General features: G+C 48.1%; 16 protein-coding genes. 11 read left to right on the plus strand and 5 right to left on the minus strand.

The features are described 5' to 3' along the window. Positions 1-23 precede the first annotated feature (23 nt). Entirely contained in the window at positions 24-1,622 is a 1,599-nt protein-coding gene (locus tag AC5JBY_RS06110; protein ID WP_495903678.1) for a hypothetical protein, read from the plus strand. On the opposite strand, the gene mutL is transcribed toward AC5JBY_RS06110, so the two are convergent. Both mutL and AC5JBY_RS06120 read right to left on the minus strand, forming a co-directional pair. After that, positions 1,608-3,593, minus strand: coding sequence for a DNA mismatch repair endonuclease MutL (mutL, locus tag AC5JBY_RS06115; protein ID WP_495903679.1), 1,986 nt, complete (start codon positions 3,591-3,593; stop codon positions 1,608-1,610). The two genes, AC5JBY_RS06110 and mutL, sit on opposite strands and share 15 nt — an antisense overlap. Positions 3,594-3,669: 76 nt before the next feature. Continuing rightward, the gene (locus AC5JBY_RS06120; RefSeq protein ID WP_495903680.1) at positions 3,670-4,209 is read right to left on the minus strand and encodes a Uma2 family endonuclease; all 540 of its coding nucleotides are present in this window, start codon (positions 4,207-4,209) and stop codon (positions 3,670-3,672) included. A gap of 650 nt (positions 4,210-4,859) precedes the next feature. Between AC5JBY_RS06120 and AC5JBY_RS06125 the strand changes: the two genes are divergently transcribed. The 9 genes from AC5JBY_RS06125 to AC5JBY_RS06165 all read left to right on the plus strand — a co-directional run bounded on the left by AC5JBY_RS06125 (position 4,860) and on the right by AC5JBY_RS06165 (position 15,706). Continuing rightward, on the plus strand, positions 4,860-7,781 hold the full coding sequence (locus AC5JBY_RS06125; protein ID WP_495903681.1) for a serine hydrolase domain-containing protein: 2,922 nt from the start codon (positions 4,860-4,862) through the stop codon (positions 7,779-7,781). Positions 7,782-7,884: 103 nt separating this feature from the next. Next, positions 7,885-8,520 (plus strand): carbonic anhydrase, encoded by a 636-nt coding sequence (locus AC5JBY_RS06130; RefSeq protein ID WP_495903682.1) that lies wholly within the window; start codon positions 7,885-7,887, stop codon positions 8,518-8,520. Positions 8,521-8,635: 115 nt separating this feature from the next. Further along, a complete protein-coding gene (gene gldA, locus AC5JBY_RS06135; protein ID WP_495903683.1) occupies positions 8,636-9,580 on the plus strand; it encodes a gliding motility-associated ABC transporter ATP-binding subunit GldA in 945 nt (314 codons plus the stop codon). Continuing rightward, positions 9,561-9,965 (plus strand): DUF4259 domain-containing protein, encoded by a 405-nt coding sequence (locus AC5JBY_RS06140; protein WP_495903684.1) that lies wholly within the window; start codon positions 9,561-9,563, stop codon positions 9,963-9,965. Before gldA ends, AC5JBY_RS06140 begins: the two co-directional genes overlap by 20 nt. A 135-nt stretch (positions 9,966-10,100) precedes the next feature. Continuing rightward, on the plus strand, positions 10,101-11,390 hold the full coding sequence (gene eno, locus AC5JBY_RS06145) for a phosphopyruvate hydratase (RefSeq protein WP_495903685.1): 1,290 nt from the start codon (positions 10,101-10,103) through the stop codon (positions 11,388-11,390). Positions 11,391-11,485: 95 nt separating this feature from the next. Further along, positions 11,486-11,797 (plus strand): FtsB family cell division protein, encoded by a 312-nt coding sequence (locus tag AC5JBY_RS06150; protein ID WP_495903686.1) that lies wholly within the window; start codon positions 11,486-11,488, stop codon positions 11,795-11,797. A 301-nt stretch (positions 11,798-12,098) separates the two neighbouring features. Beyond that, positions 12,099-12,335 carry an anti-sigma factor gene (locus AC5JBY_RS06155; RefSeq protein WP_495903687.1) on the plus strand — a complete coding sequence of 79 codons (237 nt, stop codon included), beginning with the start codon at positions 12,099-12,101 and terminating at the stop codon, positions 12,333-12,335. A gap of 68 nt (positions 12,336-12,403) precedes the next feature. Further along, positions 12,404-13,057, plus strand: coding sequence for an endonuclease III (gene nth, locus AC5JBY_RS06160; protein ID WP_495903688.1), 654 nt, complete (start codon positions 12,404-12,406; stop codon positions 13,055-13,057). Positions 13,058-13,312: 255 nt separating this feature from the next. Continuing rightward, the gene (locus AC5JBY_RS06165) at positions 13,313-15,706 is read left to right on the plus strand and encodes a hypothetical protein (RefSeq protein ID WP_495903689.1); all 2,394 of its coding nucleotides are present in this window, start codon (positions 13,313-13,315) and stop codon (positions 15,704-15,706) included. 66 nt (positions 15,707-15,772) lie between these two features. On the opposite strand, the gene AC5JBY_RS06170 is transcribed toward AC5JBY_RS06165, so the two are convergent. After that, positions 15,773-16,024: a helix-turn-helix domain-containing protein gene (locus AC5JBY_RS06170; RefSeq protein WP_495903690.1), complete on the minus strand. Its 252-nt coding sequence runs from the start codon at positions 16,022-16,024 to the stop codon at positions 15,773-15,775. Between the two features lie 117 nt (positions 16,025-16,141). Beyond that, the gene (locus AC5JBY_RS06175; RefSeq protein ID WP_495903691.1) at positions 16,142-16,990 is read right to left on the minus strand and encodes a hypothetical protein; all 849 of its coding nucleotides are present in this window, start codon (positions 16,988-16,990) and stop codon (positions 16,142-16,144) included. Between the two features lie 102 nt (positions 16,991-17,092). On the opposite strand from AC5JBY_RS06175, the gene AC5JBY_RS06180 reads away from it, so the two are divergent. Next, on the plus strand, positions 17,093-18,367 hold the full coding sequence (locus AC5JBY_RS06180; RefSeq protein WP_495903692.1) for a Pycsar system effector family protein: 1,275 nt from the start codon (positions 17,093-17,095) through the stop codon (positions 18,365-18,367). On the opposite strand, the gene AC5JBY_RS06185 is transcribed toward AC5JBY_RS06180, so the two are convergent. Further along, positions 18,364-20,220 (minus strand): 2-oxoacid:acceptor oxidoreductase subunit alpha, encoded by a 1,857-nt coding sequence (locus AC5JBY_RS06185; RefSeq protein ID WP_495903693.1) that lies wholly within the window; start codon positions 20,218-20,220, stop codon positions 18,364-18,366. The two genes, AC5JBY_RS06180 and AC5JBY_RS06185, sit on opposite strands and share 4 nt — an antisense overlap. Between the last annotated feature and the right edge of the window lie 42 nt (positions 20,221-20,262).

Genomic DNA, 20,262 nt, shown 5'->3' on the forward strand with positions numbered 1-20,262 from the left:
AACGACACACATACGAACGACACTTGGCAGACAAACTGCAGAACCTGCCACCTCCGGGAGCGGTAGACGAATCCTGGGAACAGATGAGAATATTGCTGGAGAAGGAAATGCCCCGTGGAGGGGGATTGCCTGGCCGCCGCAATTGGTGGCTATTTGGAATTGCCATAGGCATCCTCTTCCTCGCCACCTGGCTATCAGGAGGGCCATTCATGGACAGCAACAAGACAAACGTAGCTTCCCAAACGTTGCCTCCCGCCAACCAAAGCAATGGAACCACTACCGAAAACAACCCGTCGGCTACTGCCGATAAAGGTGTGGCCCAAAGCCAAAGCCGCGGAGAGCCCAACACTGCCACCAATCCATCATCAGATAAAGATGAAGGAATGGTAATCGTAATACCCGCAGAAAATAACAAAGACAATAAAAACATAGACAACTCCGAACCCAACGCCGATGACGAAAGCTCTACTCTAAAGAATAACCGTACAGCAAATAAGAACAATAAGAACGACAAGAAGAACAACAACAGCCTTACGCCGCCAGCCAATGACAGAAATACAACTGCAGGCAGGCGTACACCAAACAACAAGAGTCGCGATGTAGGAACTAAACCATCACGCGACCGGCAGAAAGGCAAAGACGACAGCTATAATAGTAATACCAGTAGTAACACTACAGTTGGTGGACCAACTAACGATGGCAGCCAACAACAAACGGGAGGCAATATGGTAACGACACCATCGCCAACCCTACATACAGTAGAAGCCACAGCGGTGCAGGCGCCCTTTGGCTACGACGATCAACTCAGGCCTGTGCTTGCCCCCGGAACTACCATTCAGAAAGACTATGCGCAAAAGAGCGCACGATTACCACAACCACCAGCTAAGAATGCTGCAAGAAAGAAGCTGCTTAAAACCCGCGAGGCCGGCGTATTCGCATTGGGATTCTCCCTGCCACTGGCCTTCCCGCTGGGCGATCAGCGCGCAATGGGATACAACCAATGGGCCGGACACAATACCGTGTCGGATTACCTGCCCTCACCCCATTTACAGTACCACCTGAGCAGCAAAACGTTCCTGCAAACAGAGGCACAATTCACGTCGCCCCAGTTTGTACGATCCACCCTGTTGTATGAAACCAAAGGCCCGGTAGTAGCCGGAGGATACACCACCAATTCGGTGTACGCCAAAAAGCTCTACTACTTCAACATACCCGTGAGCATACACCATAGCCCATTCCCCGGATTCTATATGGGCACAGGTATCCAGTTCTCCTCCATGCTCAGTGGAGTAGCGTTGACAGAAGAGAAAAAGTGGACGTCAGGAGGCAATGGAACACTGATAAGAGAAACCTATTCACGCTTTAGGAACGATACCTTGTCGAGCCGCATCAATGGCAACGAGTTCAGGGTATTGCTGGATGCCAACTACTTTTTCAACCGCTTCACGGTGGGGTTGAGATACAACCAGGCATTGAGCAACTACATCAGCTTCCAGGTGTCGCCCAATGTACCATACACGTTTGATAAAAACAGGGCACTGCAATTTTACCTGCGGTACAACCTCTGGGAAGAAAAGAAAAAAGCTGCTGGTATAGGTAAAAAAGTGTTAGCGCTTAAATAACTGTTCGAGATAATCACGCTTGAACTCAATGTACGTGGGGTTGCCGCCGGCGGTAACATTCGGCTGCCTGCACTTGAACAGGTCATCCACGAGCGTACGCATCTCCTTTTCCGTCAAAGCAGTGCCGGGTTTGATGGCTTGTTGCCATGCCAGCGAACGGATCACCTTCTCACGTTTAGAGAACTTCAGATCACTGCTGAAGTGCTTGAACTGCTCCAGCAGGTTCTCGATGATCATCTTTTCATTACCCTGTTCGAGATCGGCGGGAGTGCCCTGGATCACGAACGCCTGGTTGCCAAAAGGCTCGATAAGATAACCGAGCAGATTAAGGTCACCCATTAATTCATTCATCAGCACAGCGTCCTGCACAGAAAGTTGCAGCGTTGTCGGGAATAAGCTGCGTTGCGTTGCCATGGCTTTATCGCTGGCGGCAGCTACAAACCGTTCATACAGGATGCGCTCATGCGCCAGCTGTTGATGCACGAGGATAAACCCCCTGTTGGTAGGAACTACAATATATAAATTGTGCATCTGCGATAACGGAGCGTTATCATGCACGATCAATTCCAGTCTTGATTGATTACTATGCGCAGAAAGAGGAGAGTGCTGCGCAAACAGCGCCTGATCCGCCGGCTCATCCTTCCTCAACTGATCCAGCAAAGAAGTAAACTTCTTCTCCCCCTGCATCGCCGATTGCTGATTGTCAGTAAGCGACTGGCCATCAGTTGCCGATTGCCGATTGCCGATTGCCGACTGCTGACCTCCTACCTCCGACGGCTGTCCTCCCTCATAAAAGTCCTTCCAATGCTTCAGCTCACTCTTATTCGTCGGCTGAATAAAATGCGCCTGGTGCTTCTCTGTGAAGTTCTTGAACAGTGGCGAAGCGGTAGCAGCCTCCTGTTGGTCACCGGTAAAAGGCTTATTGATAGCATCCAGTTGTTGAATATTGGGATCGAGGTCAAACTCGAGCGTGGGCGTCACACTGAACTGCGCGAGTGCATGCTTTACCGCCGCCTGCACAAACGCATACACGATCTTCTCATCCTCAAACTTGATCTCCTGCTTGGTAGGATGCACATTGATATCCACCTGCGCAGGGTCGAGGTCGATGAACAACACATACAGCGGGAAACTGTCGGGCGCAATCATCGCCTGGTAGGCACTCATCACCGCGTGGTTCAGGTAAGGACTGCGGATGAAGCGGTTATTGACGAAGAAATATTGGTCGCCCCGGGTTTTCTTGGCCGTCTCGGGCTTACCAACAAAACCATAAATATTGAGGTAGTCCGTCTTTTCCTGGACGGTTACGAGTCGCGCGTTATACTGGCTGCCGAGTATCTGAACGATACGCTGCTTGAGCGTACCCTTCTCCAGGTGAAACATTTCCTGGCCATTGGCCGACAGTGAAAAGAATACCTCCGGGAAGGCAAGCGCTACGCGGATAAACTCATCTACGATATGCCGCATCTCTGCCGCATTGCTTTTGAGGAAGTTACGGCGCGCCGGGATGTTGAAGAACAAGTTCTTCATAGCGATGCTGGTGCCCGTATTCATGGCGATGGGCTCCTGCTTGGTCACCACACTATTCTCGATCTCTATATAAGTACCGGCAACATCATCAGCCCTTTTGGATTTAAGTTCCACCTGCGCTACGGCAGCTATGGAAGCCAGCGCTTCACCACGGAAACCCATCGTACGTATGCGGAAAAGATCATCTATCTGGTGGATCTTGGAAGTAGCGTGCCGCTCAAAGCACATGCGGGCATCCGTCTCACTCATCCCCTTACCGTTGTCGATCACCTGGATCAGCGCTTTACCGGCATCCTGGATCAATAACTTAATAGAAGAGGCGCCGGCATCTACGGCATTCTCCAGTAACTCCTTCACCGCGCTGGCCGGCCGTTGGATCACCTCACCGGCAGCGATCTGATTAGCAATATTATCGGGCAATAATTGAATAATGTCTGGCAATCTACAGTCTCCTTATTTGGCAGCGAAAATACGGGAATAATTTGGGGCAGATGCAGACATGGTTTATAGGACGTATTTACGCCCAAATACCTTGAAAGTCAACGGTGATTTGGCAACCACCATCAAGGTGAAAAGTAAACTGTTGAGGATTTATAGAAACAGGTTGATATTTCCCTTCAATTAATTCGTAAACCTCGATCTTTTTAAACTTTGGGTCTGCAATTAAATAATAACGAACACCTTCCTGCTCATACAATTCATATTTCTCATTCCGATCCTTCAATGCTGTGGAGGGGGATAATATTTCAACAACGATCGTTGGTGAAAACTCGAGAAAGTCTGTCTCAAATTCCTTGCAAACGACCATTAGGTCAGGCTGCACAACAGTTTTCTCGCTAACCTTCCAGTCGAGAGGCATAAAAACACTGCATGGTTGGCACTCAGGAAGTATTGCATTATTAAACGCAATATAAAGATTGCCATTGACCACCTGATGCTGTCTAACAGGCGAAGGGCTCATGGCATATGGCATGCCATCGATTAATTCCCATTCACCTTTCCACTGTACATAGTCAGTGTAGGTATATTGAGGCCTGTATTTATCAGCAATAGACATAGCTCAAATTTACAATTAAAAAGCCCAGTTACAGCAGGAATTATTCGAGCCTAATTATCAGGCAGCTATAGGGGATATAGACAGTTTGCGAGAGTAGGAAAGCTATCAGGAAGGGTATAAAATAAAAAAAGGGTCAGAATAAAAATTCAACCCCGTTTTATAATCCAATTATCCTATGAAAAACCGATATAGGATATTCAACCCGCGTGCCAATAATTTTTAAACGGGAAACAGCCTGTTTTCCCTGTAAATCGTTCCCACCACAGGAGTCGTTTTCTCTAACTGGGAATCTGGCTTTAAAAAGGTAAACTACTCCCACCAGTCAGGCCGCTCAAAGCGGCCAGACTAATCCAACGAAACTGACGATGTAAACAGAGTTGTCGAAGCAAACGGAACAGTCGAAGCAAACGGAATTGCCCGGTCCTTTAGGGCCGGGAACACAAGTGACCAACACCTGTCTTGGGCTTTAGCCCAATATGCATGCGTTAATCTGCACGTTGCACAATCAGGAGCCGACCATTTAAAAACCCTTCATTCACAACATTGCACATTCGTTAAAATTGCGATTAACGAAGGGCCCGTTCCCCCGTTTTATGAGCGTTTCTTCTTAATTTCAGCGGCTAAAATCGCTTTTTAAGAACATCATCATCATGAAGAGAATCCTTTCATTTGCCATCGTACTACTAAGCATTACCGGCACACAGGCACAACGCACATCCTTCCTGCCTGCTACCCAGTGGGTCGACAGTGTGTTCAAAACTCTTACACCCGAGCAGAAGATCGCCCAGCTGATGGTATTGCGCCTGTCCTCCATCGGACCCAACCGCACCATCACCTTCTACGAGAAAGAAGTAGAAGAAGCCATCCGCAAATACAACATCGGCGCCATCTGCCTCTTCCAGGGTGGACCGGTGAAGCAAGCCAACCTGATCAACTACTTCCAGACCATCGCCAAAACACCGATCATGGTGGCCATCGACGGTGAGAACGGTGTGGGCATGAGAATGGACAGCGTACTGGGACTGCCCCGCCAAATGATGATGGGCGCTGTGCAAGACCCCGCCCTGATCTATCAATACGGACGCGTAGTAGGCGAACAGTGCAAACGCGTAGGCATCCAGGTAAACTACGCACCGGTAGTTGACATCAACAACAATCCCAACAACCCCGTTATTAACGATCGCTCCTTCGGAGAAGACAAATACAAAGTAGCCGAATACGGCATTCAATACATGAAGGGCATGCAGGATGCTGGCACGATGGCCTGCGCCAAACACTTTCCCGGTCACGGTGATGTGGATGTGGACTCACACTACGATCTGCCGATCATTAACAAATCGAAAGAACAACTGGATTCACTGGAACTCTATCCCTTCAACGAAATATTCAAAGCAGGTATCGGCAGTGTGATGATTGCCCACTTGTCAGTACCGGCGATAGACAATACAGCCAACAGGGCCACTTCGATTTCTAAGAACAATGTTACCGATCTCCTCCGCAAGGAGATGAACTACAACGGCCTCACCTTCACCGATGCACTCGAAATGAAAGGTGTAGCCAAGTACTATCCCGACGGAGAAATATCCCTGCAGGCGTTGATCGCAGGAAATGATATGCTTTGTCTGCCTGGTGATATCCCCGGCAGCCTGGAAAAGATCCTCAAGGCCATCAAAAAGCGCAAGCTCTCCTGGAAAGCGATCGATGCACACGTAAAGAAAGTATTACACGCCAAATATGAGTATGGCCTGGCCAACTGGACGCCGATCAATACAAAGAACTTAACAGAAGACCTCAACAGCAAAGTAAACGAGATGCGTAGGTTGATTGCGGAGAAGTCACTCACCCTCCTGCGTAATGAAGAATACAGCATCTTCCCGCTCACCAAAGGGAAAAAAGTGGCGTACGTAGGATTCGGACTCACCAAAGACAATGTGTTTGCCGAACAGGTACGTAAAGATTACGACGCACAGGTATACTACTTCGATTACAAACTCGACTCCGCCAAAGTAGAGCCCATGTTGCAGCTGTTCAAAGACCGCTATGATGTTGTGATCATTGGCATGCACAACTACGCGCGCTATCCCGCCAACAACTTTGGCATCAGCAACGCCGCAATGGCATTGGTCCAGGGATTACAAAAACAGCACAGGGCTATAACCCTTGCATTCGGTAACCCATACGTGATCAAAAACTTCTGTGATGCCAAAGTGCTGGTAGCCTGCTACGAAGATGACGACATTACACAAACCGTTGCTGCCGACCTGATACACGGTAGACTGCAAGCCAAAGGAAAATTGCCGGTAACAGTGTGCGAGTCCTTCAAATATGGCGACGGAATAATTGCCGCGAACCCTTTATTGCCCATTGTGCCGGCGGCTAAACTGGGCTTTAAACAGGCACAGATGAACAATGCGATTGACTCTATCGTAACCGACGCCATCAGGCAGCAGGCCATTCCCGGAGCAGTAGTGCTGGTAGCAAAAGACGGTAAGATAGTTTTTGAAAGATCATACGGCTACCTCACCTACGATAGCACAGAACCAGTATACCCCGAAACCATCTACGACCTGGCATCCGTTACCAAGATCATGGCCACCACAGTTTCTGTGATGAAACTATACGACGAAGGCAAGATCGATCTGCAAAAAACACTCGGCGATTACTTGCCCTGGGTAAAAGGCTCCAACAAAGAAAACCTGAAACTCTGGGATGTTATCCTGCATCAGGCCGGTCTGAAGTCTTTCATTCCTTTCTATAGAGAAACAGTAAATGTGGCCGATGGCCTCAGCCCCAACTGGAGCTTCTATGCACAGAAGCCCGACTCAGCACACCGCGTGCGCGTTGCCGACCACATGTTCATGCGCAACGATTGGGTAGATACCATTTACAGCCGCATCCTCACCAGCGCTCTGGAGCCCGGTAATAAATACATCTACAGCGATAACGACTTTATCTTCCTCGGCAAAATAGTAGAAGCCATTACAGGCATGCCGCTGGAAGTATATGTGAAAACCACTTTTTACGATAAACTGAAAATGGCCTCCACAGGCTTCAGGCCGAGAGAGCGGTTCCCACTCGATTACATTGCTCCTACAGAAAAAGAAGCAATGTTCCGCCAGCAGCTGATCCATGGCGATGTACATGATCCGGGCGCCGCGATGTTTGGTGGTGTGGCTGGTCATGCCGGACTCTTTAGCAATGCCTACGACCTGGCGGTGCTGTCACAGGTACTCCTCAATGGCGGTGTGTTGGGTGGACAAAACTTCTTCAGCAAGAAAACTGTTGATTATTTCACCGCCTACCACAGCGACATCAGCCGCCGCGGACTGGGCTTCGACAAGCCGGAAAAGGACAATGCTACCCGCAAAGAACCTTACCCCACTTTGTCGGCCTCACCCCTTACTTACGGACATACAGGATTTACCGGCACTTGTTTCTGGATCGATCCCCAGCACAACCTGACCTATATCTTCCTGTCGAACCGTGTCAATAGCCCCGATCCTAACAAATTTGGGCGAATGAACATACGCCCCAAAGTACACGAAGCCATTTATCAGGCATTGTTGCGCTAACACGTTTGCATAGGTTCGTGTCCACACGAATCAGAAAAAGAGATAATAAAACCAGGCCCCGGGCCTGGTTTTTATGTTAATTTCATAACCTAAAATCATTACTATGAAACTTGCTGAGCGCCTGTTACTGGAGAACAAAGCCTGGGCGGCCGAAAGAGTAGACGAAGACCCTGAGTTCTTTAGCCGGCTGGAGAAAATACAAACACCCGAATTCCTGTGGATCGGTTGCAGCGACAGTCGCGTACCTGCCAATCAGATTACAGGGACATTGCCGGGCGAACTATTCGTACACCGCAATGTGGCCAACCTGGTAGTCAATACAGATGTGAACCTGCTCAGCGTACTCGATTATGCCGTGAACCACCTGAAAGTAAAAGCAGTGATCGTATGCGGCCACTACGGATGCGGCGGCGTCAAAGCAGCCACCACCAACCACGACCTTAAATTAGTCCTGAACATGTGGTTGAGAAACATCAAAGACGTATACCGCCTGCATCGGCAGGAACTGGATAACATTAAAGAAGAAGAGCCGCGTGTAGACAGACTGGTAGAGCTCAACGTAATAGAACAACTAAAGAACCTCGCCAAAACCTCCATCATACAACGAGCCTGGAAAGAAGGCAATCGCCCCGATTTGCACGGGTGGGTATACCGGTTGAGCGACGGCATTATCAAGCCCCTGCTGGACATGTCGCCCGGCTCCGAACTCGACCCTGTGTATCAATATGACGATCTCTGATACTTTTTTCGGTCGGCCAGCGTTGTCGGAGCAGGGGCGCAACAACTAAAGGTTAAAAGCCAATTAGCCCCCTGAAATTTTAAAATCTTAAAATTGCTTTTTGTAGGTTTGCCGCATGTCAATTGAAGTAACCCAGCTTACCAGGTTATATGGTGAACAAAAAGCTGTAGATAATATCACCTTCAAAGTCGGAAAGGGCGAGATCGTAGGATTTCTCGGTCCTAATGGAGCCGGTAAGTCCACTACGATGAAGATCATTACCGGCTACCTGCAGCCCGATCAGGGCTCAACGGTCGTTTGCGGTATTGACGTACAAAAACAACCCCTCGAAAGCAAAAAGAAGATCGGCTACCTGCCCGAAGCCAACCCTCTCTACTATGATATGTACGTGCGGGAATACCTCGATTTTGTAGCCGATGTGCACGGCGTAAGCGACAAGAAGAAAAAAATAGAAGAAGCTATAGAAACAGTGGGCCTTACCCTCGAAAGCAAGAAGCGTGTAGGCCAACTGTCAAAAGGATACAAACAACGTGTTGGGTTAGCTGCAGCCTTGATACACGATCCTGAAGTACTCATCCTCGATGAGCCTACTACAGGCCTCGATCCCAACCAGATCGTAGAGATCCGGGAAGTGATCAAGAAGCTGGGCCAACACAAAACAGTACTCTTTTCATCACATATATTACAGGAAGTAGAAGCCATTTGCGACCGGGTGGTCATCATCAATCGTGGCAAACTGGTGGCCGATGATACACTGAGCAACCTGCGCACACAAACTGCAGGCAATGAAGTGCTGAAAGTTTCCTTCCGCGAACCACTCGAAGCCGCCTGGCTCGAAAGACTGAGCAGCGTACGCAGCGTCAATAAAATAAGCACCCATGAATGGGAACTGACCTGCACCGATGCACAGGATGCCAAACGGCAACTATTGGAACTGGCCTTGCAACAAAACCTAAATATCGTGTCACTTCAATCAGGCGGTCAAAGCCTCGAAGAAGTGTTCAGAGCATTAACAAACAATAACAATAATAATAACAACAATGGGGACCTGGGGACATAGAAACTTTGAAAATGACAATGCATTAGATTTTATAGAAGAAGTAGGAGAACGTGGAATTGAAAGAATTGAAGAAGCCATCAAGGTAGTAGCCAACTATCCTGAAGAAGAATTCCTGAATGCGGATGACAGCGTTGCAGCACTGGCTGCCATTGAATACGTCGCTGCTGCCAAAGGGAAACAATCTGAAGATTTTCCGGAAGATGCTGAAGACTGGTTGCAGAAAACCGGTACAGGATCATTATCCTCATACGATAAAGCTACCATTACAAAAGTAATTGAGCGGGTCAGGAACAATTCAGGACTCCGTGATATTTGGCAGGAGGAAGGCAATGAACCCGCTGAATGGCTCGCTGTACTGAGCGACCTCGAAAATCGGGTTAGCTAAAACCTGAGATCAATAAATTAATATAAACTTCGTTTCTTTGCCGGGCCGCAAACCCCGCAGAGAACCTGCGTTTTTGCTAACGAGCGTTTGCCAGGCGAATTAAAAACAACAGCAAATACACACAAACAAAGAATCATGAGTTACATTGCCGACATCCATGCAAGACAAATATTAGATAGTCGCGGTAATCCTACAGTTGAAGTAGATGTAGTTACCGAAAATGGTATTATAGGCCGTGCTGCAGTACCCAGTGGCGCTTCTACCGGAAAACACGAAGCCGTAGAACTGCGCGATGGCGATAAGAAAGTATATGTAGGAAAAGGCGTATTGCAAGCCGTAAAAAATGTAAACGATATCATCGCCGATAAACTGATCGGAGAAGAAGTAGTACAACAAGCTCATATCGATGCCGAGCTGATCAAGATCGACGGCACTGAAAATAAAGCCAAGCTGGGTGCTAACGCTACCCTCGCAGTATCTATGGCAGTAGCTCATGCAGCTGCACAGGAAAGCAACCTGCCCTTGTTCCGCTACCTCGGTGGCGTTAACGCTACTGTACTTCCCATGCCTTTGATGAACATCCTCAACGGAGGTATGCACGCTGATAACAAGATCGACTTCCAGGAATTTATGGTTGTTCCCATTGGCGCACCCTCTTTCAGCGAAGGCCTTCGCTGGGGTGTTGAGATCTTCCATAACCTGAAAACAGTATTGAAGAAAAAAGGATACAGCACCAACGTAGGAGACGAAGGTGGTTTTGCTCCTGATATCAAGAGCAACGAAGAAGCCATCGAAACCGTACTCGAAGCCATCACACTCGCAGGCTACAAAGCCGGTGAGCAAATTGGTATCGCTATGGACGCTGCTACTACAGAAATGTTCGACGAAAAAACAAACAGCTATAAATTCCACAAGAGCTCAGGCAAATCCATCAGCAGCGATGAAATGGTAGCCTTCTGGGCCGATTGGGCGAAGAAATACCCCATCGTTTCTATTGAAGATGGTATGGCAGAAGACGACTGGACTGGTTGGAAAAACCTTACTACTGCGATCGGCGGCAAATGCCAGCTCGTAGGCGATGACCTGTTTGTTACCAACGTAAAACGTTTACAGGAAGGCATCGACAAAGGAATTGCCAACAGCATCCTGATCAAGGTAAACCAGATTGGAACAGTAACAGAAACCATCAACGCAGTACAACTGGCACAGAACAGTGGTTACAATACCATCATGAGCCACCGCAGCGGTGAAACAGAAGATACTACCATCGCTGATTTGGCAGTTGCCCTCAATTGCGGACAGATCAAGACTGGTTCTGCAAGCCGTAGCGACCGGATGGCCAAGTACAACCAGTTGCTCCGTATCGAAGAATTACTGGCTGGAAACGCTGTTTATCCTAAAGGAAAGATTAAATTTGGTAGATAAAGAATAGTGTTACAAGTTACAGAGTACAGTTACAAGGGCAATACACCCGGTCTGCTGTACTCTGTAACCTGCAACTTGAAACCTGTAACAACTCAGTGAAGCTACTACAACACATACCCGCCTGGCTTAAGAATAAGTACCTGCTCACCGCCCTGGTATTTGGTGTATGGATTTGCTTCTTTGATGACCAGGATATCATTACCACCCACTTTAAGCATAAGAACGAACTCCACAAGCTGGAAAAAAGTCGCGACTACTTCCTGGGCCAGATCGAGAACACAAAACAAGAACTGGAACAGCTCAAGTCAGACCCCGCCACGCTCGAGAAATATGCCCGGGAAAAGTATTGGATGAAACGCGACAATGAAGACCTCTTCATCATGCCCGCACTCCCCGAAAAGCAGTAAAAGATCGTTCCCCTCTAATTTGATTGTTTTGCAATGAATTGAAAGACATGCTATTGCATGCCTTGGAAGTTTGTTTTGCCACTGATCAGGAGCACCAGACGCACTGCCTTGTGAACCGATCCGGGCATTAGGTTGTTGGTATATTTGAATTATTTTTTCTACCTTGAACCAGATTTACGCAACTCCTCCTCCAATTTCCATATCCTATACAATAAGACAAACCCAACCAGCGTTTATAACACGGACGGACTCCGAAATTGACTCTTTCGGAAATTTTATAAGGACATAAATGGTTTTGCCTATGACTATTCTCTTTACACCAGAGGAGCTCATACAGTATTTGTATCAAGAAACCTCTCCCGAAAAGACCGCAGCAATAGAAGCCGCATTACAGGACGATTGGACACTTCGCGAGAAATTGGAAGTATTAAAAGCCTCCAGGGAAAGCCTTGACCGGATTGTTGAATCACCCCGGCCACAGGTTATTCTTAATATTTTGAACTACGCCCGCGAATCAGCCACGGAATCTGTAGAGTAAAACACTCCCAGCTTTTATTGATTGCCTGATTCTCTTCCCGTAATTTCGCCGTCATTCCTTTTATAAGAATGACGAGAAAAGAACGATTCAGCTTCGTTATCAATTATTTCCAGCAACACGCCCCCAACGCGGAGACGGAGTTACTGTACGACAATCCCTACCAGCTACTGGTGGCGGTTATCCTTTCAGCACAGTGTACCGACAAAAGGGTCAACATGACCACGCCGGCTATCTTTCACAGATACCCGGATGCGGCCAGCTTGTCTAAAGCCACTTTTGACGAACTCTTTCCGCTGATCAGGAGCATATCTTATCCCAATAACAAAACGAAGCACCTCATCGGCATGGCCAACATGCTGATCGAGAAGTTCAATGGCGTGATACCCCTCACTGTAGAAGAGCTGGTGCAGCTGCCCGGCGTAGGCCGTAAAACAGCCAATGTGATCACCTCAGTGGTTGATCAGCAACCCAATATGGCTGTTGACACCCACGTATTCCGTGTGTCGGCACGCATTGGCCTCACCGTAGCAGCCAAAACCCCGCTGGCTACCGAAAAACAACTCCTGCAGTTTATCCCTAAAGACCTGGTTTACATTGCCCACCACTGGCTTATCCTCCATGGTAGGTACGTTTGTGTGGCCCGCAACCCCAAATGCGACCAATGCGGATTGACACCCGCCTGCAAGTATTACCAAAAGAACGTAGCTAAAGCCGCCAAATAGAAAAGCGATTGATTATCTTATTGTTGTGTGGGCTGGTAACACCTACCCGGTACTGATATACAACGTGATACCTGTAAAGAAGCAACAACTTGCAACTTTTACCTGTCTACCTATGTTATTAATTCACGATTAAAATACCCCACTACCGGGGATAAGCCAGCCATAGAAAAAGAAATACTTTTGCAAAATATCCTACCCTTTGAACCGTCTACCTGAATAGAAACAAGTATAAGCCAGAAAAACAAAAGCATTTAAATGGAAAGAAATTCTACATATAATTTCACTATCACCTCAGCCCTGTCGTTTGTTCCGCTGATCAGGGCCCTGGAGAAAACGGTCAAAGAGGGACGGAAGGGCATTGGACAGTGGTATAAGGAACTCCTCGACAGAGTGTACCAGCACCCCGAATTACTGCAACCTATCCACGATCTTGAACTACTTGATAAACACCGCGTACTGATCGATCAGTTGATGGCTACAGTGTTTCCTGTTACGTTTTCAGAAAAAGATGATCTGTATGGAGCGGCAGTGCCATTCCAGTACAGAATGTTCCATGCTTCTGCCAAGATGCAACAGGATTTTATGAGCGCCGACGGCACCCATATCGAAGCACCTGATTGCGCTACCGACGAAAAGATAATCCAGGAAAAACTGGAAGGAGCTTACCAGATGATCCTGAACCGGTTCTTCAACGCCAATATTAATAATGACGTTATAACCACGGTATATAACTATAAAGATGAAGCGACTGGTCTGGAGAGCTACATGGAACTGGAGTTGGATTCCCGCTTTATCGATGTAAAAACAAAAGGCGATCTGCCCAAGCTCAACATCGATTGCAATGCACATAACCACGAAGTAACAGACGTAATGCCACTGTCGTCACTGATGGACGTATTACCCCTGTCACTGTTTGAGTTTGAAGGCATGGTGTTGCTGCGGTTACGCGATGTAACAGAGCGTGAAGTATTGAACAGTATCCGTAATCACCTGCTTGATCTGCATACATTCTCCGATTCCAACGTGTTCCGTGAACTACAGGAGCAGGTACAGAACCTGATTGGCTTGCCAGGTATCAGTACCGCCATCAAGCCATTCTTCCGGGTAAACAATCACCTGGTGCTTTCAGAGATTTATACCAGCTCAAACCTGCCCAATAAGAAAGATCCCACGCCTGAACAGCTACAATATATATATCAGGCGGTGGTGAAAGCCTTCAAGAGTACAGAACAAGCGCTGCTTATACCCCACATCAATGATGAAATGGTGATCCGTTACCCCTTCATCACGATGCTGGCCGAGTTTGGGTACAAGAGCGCGATCATCGCACCCTTGTTTGCCGACAACCACGATATGCTGGGAGTGCTACTGGTGGTTAGCGAAACGCCAGGCACCTTTAGCGGCGCGCACATTGCTAAAATAGAACCAGCCATCCCGCTGTTTAAACTGGCCATGGAAAAGAGCCAGGAAAACCTGGACCACCAGGTAGACCGCGTGATCAAAGACCAGTTCACTGCCGTACAGGACGCTGTAGAGTGGAGATTTACAGAAGAAGCCCTGCGCTACCTGACCCGCAAGAGTAAGGGAGAGCAGGTGAAAATAGAACCGATCGTGTTCCAGAACGTGTACCCGATGTACGGGGCCATCGATATCAGGAACTCATCAGTGGAGCGTAACAATGCCATCCAGCTCGATCTGTTGGAACAGTTGAACCTGGCAAGAGATATTATTGCTTTGGCGCGTAAGGAACATCCTTTCCCGTTATTGGATGAAACCTCCTTCAAGCTGCAGAAATACACCCACTCGGTATCCAATATATTGTTTGCCGATGAAGAGATTGCCATCATGCAATTCCTGAAAGTGGAGTTGATCAACCTCTTCAAACACCTGCAAAGCATATTGCCCAACCTGAACAAGGAGATCAACAAGTATTTCAACGCGATCAACTCGCCCGTTGAAATGGTGTATCACCACCGGAAGGAATACGAAGACAGCATTACTACTATTAATACAGCAGTAGCGCGGTTCATCGACAAAGAGCAGGAAGCAGCACAGAAAATATTCCCCCATTACTTCGAACGGTTTGTGACCGATGGGGTGGATTTCAATATTTACATCGGACAGTCCATCAGCCCGGATAAGAAGTTCGACTTCTTTTACCTGAAGAACCTGAAGATTTGGCAACTGAGCACACTGGCCAAAGCAGCACGTCTTACCCATCAACTGGAAAAGGAACTGCCGTTGCGGCTGCAAACAAGTCAGTTGATACTGGCGCACAGCCACCCGATCTCCATCAGCTTCCGCACAGCAGAACGCAAGTTCGATGTGGATGGCGCTTACAACATTCGATATGAGATCATCAAAAAGCGGATCGACAAAGTACATGTGAAAGATTCGAACGAAAGGCTTACCCAGCCCGGCACGATTGCCATCGTATATTCACAGCCACAGGAAGCACAGGAATACATGGAATACATCGAGTTCCTGCAAAACCAGGGATTGCTGAAAGGAGAGATCCAGAAGTTTGACCTCGAAGAGCTGCAAGGCGTGAGTGGTCTGAAAGGATTGCGCGTAGCGATTAATCTGGAAGAAGAAACACTGGATGAGCCTAAGAAAGGCGATAAGAAGTCAGCCAGCCTCACCAATTAATGGATCAGCATAACATTCCATCCCGGCTATACCCATAGCCGGGATTTTTTATTTCCCTTTGTTTAGTTACTGGAGACCGCCAGCTTTAAAGTCGAAGTCAAAGTCGAACATTTTCTTGGGGTGCATGCCCATGGCGGTAGCGATGGTAACCACTGTAGCAATAGTGGGGCTGCTTTCCCCTACCTCGATCCTGTACACTTGCTTGGGTTCAATGCCTGCCTGAGCTGCCAGTGCCTCGCGGGAAAGTTTCTTGGCGGTTCTCAATCTTTTAAGGTTGGCGCCAAATGCTTTGTTGTATGCTTCGTTACGGATATTCACAGAGTGAAGGTCTTAATTATGTGAAAATAAGCTGCGTCAAGTTTGACCTGCCGTTGATTTTTTATTAGCTATTTAATCTTCAGTGATGGCGTCGCAACGTGTAAACCAGTAGCAGTGCTACTTTGCCGGTGCACCCGGCGTATAAGGAAATCGTAATATAGTAGCTTTCCCGTTTACCCCCTCATTGGAGATGAACATATCGCCATTAGGCGCAAAAGCGATCCCCTCCGGTTGAGGGAATTGATCAGGATTCAGCTGCCAGGTAGCCTCAATCTTTCCGTCCAGCGTGCATTGCAGCATTGCCTTGCCTACTGAAGCTACAATAAAAAGCTTCTTAAGGATTGGGTGAATAGCAGCCGCGGAAGGTTTGAACTCGGCATTGTTGTCCTTCATGTGCAAATGAATCTCCTTACGGCGTATCTCGTATAAAATATCGTCGGAAAACTGCAGGCTGTCCATCGAGAACGTGTACGTGATCACCCCTTTTTTGGTTTCCCGCTGCTCCTTGGAAACGAGTACCAGCTTTTGCAGGGAAGGATCATAATACAGGCTTTCAAACTCGATCTTCTTGTCCCGGGGAAACTCGAACTCCTCTTCCGTATTAGCCATGGCTACGGGCACACGATGGATATTGCCATTACTTTCCAATACATAATAATAATCACCCACTGCCACTACATCCTCATAGTCCCGCTTTTTGCCAAACTTGGTAACGGTGTAATCACCATTAGCACTGTTGATCAGGAATACCTTGCCGTCTTCATCGTTGATAGCTGCAAGCCTTGAATCAGGTAAATAGTACATGCCCGATATTTCCAGCAACTCCTTGTCGAGTATGATCAACTGGTGGTTGGTGGCAGAGTAGCCTGGAATGTCAGGCACAAAAGACTTACCCTGCCGGCTACAGCCGGTGAGACAGGAAAACATGAATATGTACAACAAACCGGTAACGTACCTGAACTTCATATCGTTGATGCAATTAATGCCGCAAAGTTGACAATTAATTCTTCTAAATATACAATCTTTTATTGCTTAATTTAGACCTGTTAAAGTAACCCATGTATGTCAATGGACAGTCAAGCACTATTGCAGGAAACAGAGCGTTTTGTGACCCACTTTTTTGCCACCCGTATCAGCCCGGCATTCCTGTTTCACAATATTGACCATACGAAGGATGTAGTCAAAGCGGCTACCTTCCTGGCCGACTATTACCAAATACCGGCCGACGACCGGCAGGTGGTACTCATCGCTGCCTGGTTCCATGACACAGGTTACTCCAGTGGCTCTGCTCGCTCCCATGAAAAAATAAGCAAAGAAGTAGCCACCGATTTCCTGCAACAGCACGAGGTGGATGCTGCCACCATTGAAAAGGTAGGCAACTGCATCATGGCCACCCAGTGGCCCCAGTGCCCGGTGAACCTCACCGAGCAGATACTCTGCGATGCCGACCTGTTTCACCTCGGTACAGATGCCTTCGAAGAAAAGAACAAACAGCTTCGCAAAGAGTTGAATGCCCTGTTCGATAAGAAGCTGAGCAAAAAAGAATGGCGTGAAAAGAATATCGTCTTCCTGCAGCAGCACCGGTATTTCACCGACTATGCCCGGAAGAACCTGCAGCCGGTAAAACAACAGCATTTACAGGAGTTGCTGGATAAGAACAAAGACGGCGACCAACAGGAGGAAACTCCGGCCCCGGCTCCTAAAGTATTGGCGCTTAAAAAGGAGGATCCTATTGGTCAGGTGGATACAAAAGCAGAGGCCAAGGAGAATGCCAAAGAGAATAAAGCGAAGATCAGCCGCACAGAGCGGGGCATTGCGACCATGTTCCGCATCATGTCCGAAAACCATGTGAACCTGAGCCAGATGGCTGACAGCAAGGCCAATATCATGATCTCGGTAAACACGATCGTCATGTCCATCATGGTATCGGTACTACTGGGCAAGCTGCAATTCTACCCCGAGTTCATTGCCCCCACTATCATCCTGCTGGTGGTGTGCCTGAGTGCTGTGGTATACGCCATCCTGGCTACCCGGCCCAATATTACCAAGGGCACTTTCACAGAAGAAGACATTAAGAATAAGAAAGTAAACCTGCTGTTCTTCGGTAACTTTTACAATATGTCGCTCCATGAATACGACTGGGCGATGAAGGAAATGATGAAAGACAGCGAATACCTGAACAGTAGCATGATCAAGGATATTTACTTCCTCGGCGTGGTACTGGCGCGCAAATACAAATTCCTGCGCATCAGCTACAATATCTTCATGTTTGGATTGATCATAGCCATCATCGCATTTGGCATTGCGTTCTTCCTGTCGGACAAGACTACAACAGCCAACTAATTAATGGTTCCCAGTATTTCACGCAGCTTCATCACCAGTTCCGTTTTGGTGATGGGCACACCCATGATCTTGTTGTAGCCTTTGGCATCTATAAAATATAAGTCGCGGATGATCTTGATGAGCTGGCCATTGTTGATCTCTGGGATCAATACCTGGTCGAAGCGCTTAAGCATATCACCGAGGTTTTTAGGGAAAGGACGAACATAGCGCAGGTGGGCATGGCTTACAGCATGGCCTTCAGCCTGTAACTCAGCTACGGCGCTTTTGATAGCACCATAAGTACTACCCCAGCCCAATACCAGCAGTTTGCCACTGTCGGGACCACTGTCCAGCTTTTGTTCGGGAATATGATCGGCGATCTTATCTACTTTCTCCTGCCTGATCTTCACCATCAGCTGGTGGTTCTCTGGTTCATAGTTTACATTACCAGTAATGTTTTGCTTTTCCAATCCGCCAACACGGTGCTCGAGTCCGGGTGTGCCGGGAATGGCCCAGGGGCGCACCAGCTTTTCGTCGCGGAGGTAAGGCTGGAAGGTGCTTTCATGATGCCCCAGGTCTGTTTTGAACTTCACTTCGATCGGGGGCAGGTCATTGCTTTGGGGAAAGCGCCAGGGCTCTGCACCGTTGGCTATATACCCATCGCTGAGGAAGATCACGGGGGTCATGTGTTGTATAGCTATCCGCACAGCCTCATACACGGCTGCAAAACAATCGCTGGGGGTGGATGCTGATACGATGGGCATAGGACATTCACCGTTACGCCCGTAATACGCTTGCAAGAGATCACTCTGTTCTGTTTTGGTGGGTAGGCCGGTAGAAGGACCACCGCGCTGAATATCGCAGATCAGCAACGGTATTTCCATCATGACCGCAAGGCCCATCGCTTCTGCTTTGAGCGCCATACCGGGGCCGGAGGTAGTAGTGACGCCCAGGCTGCCACCATACGAAGCGCCGATAGCGGAAGTAATAGCAGCGATCTCATCTTCTGCCTGAAAGGTCTTTACGCCAAAGACTTTATACTTGCTTAGCTCGTGCAGGATATCCGATGCGGGTGTAATGGGATAAGAGCCGAGGTAAAGCGGCAGGCCGCTTTTTTGGGAAGCGGCAATCAGTCCATAGGCCAAAGCCTGGTTGCCCATGATAGAACGGTATACGCCCGGCTCCATCTTCGCTTTCTCGACGCGGAAGCGGGTAGTGAACGTTTCAGTAGTGTCGCCGAAATTATAACCCGCTTGCAGCACGCGAATATTACTTTCCAGTATATCCGGCTTCTTACCGAATTTATCTTTGAAGAACTGGATGGTACTTTCCATATCACGGTTGTACATCCAGTACAGAAAACCCAATACAAACATGTTCTTGGCGCGGTCTTTCTCCTTGGTGCCCATGGCAATATCCTTCAGCGCTTCCCGCGTCATCTTGGTCACATCCATCTTAGTGACCTCATAATTGCCAAGGCTGCCATCTTCCAGTGGATTGATGCCATCGGGATAATTGGCAAGGCGCAGATTCTTGGTATCGAAACCATCCGTATTGGCGATGATCTTTCCGCCCTTCTTCAATGCCTTTAGGTTGGTCTTGAGTGCGGCGGCATTCATAGCCACCAGTACATCACACTCATCGCCAGGAGTAAATATGCGGTCGCTGGAAAAACGGAGCTGGTAACCGCTCACCCCGGGCAGGGTGCCTTGCGGAGCACGGATCTCGGCGGGGAAATCCGGGAAGGTAGCCAGGTCGATGCCCAACAATGCAGTGTTGTTGGTAAACTGGCTGCCAGTTAACTGCATACCGTCGCCGGAGTCGCCGGCAAACTTGATCACCACTTCCTGCAGTACCTCTTCTTTTCGGGTCATTGGAAAATGTTGTACCAGTAAATTTAGTATAATTAATTGATG

It is taken from the genome of Paraflavitalea sp. (genome assembly GCF_059502485.1).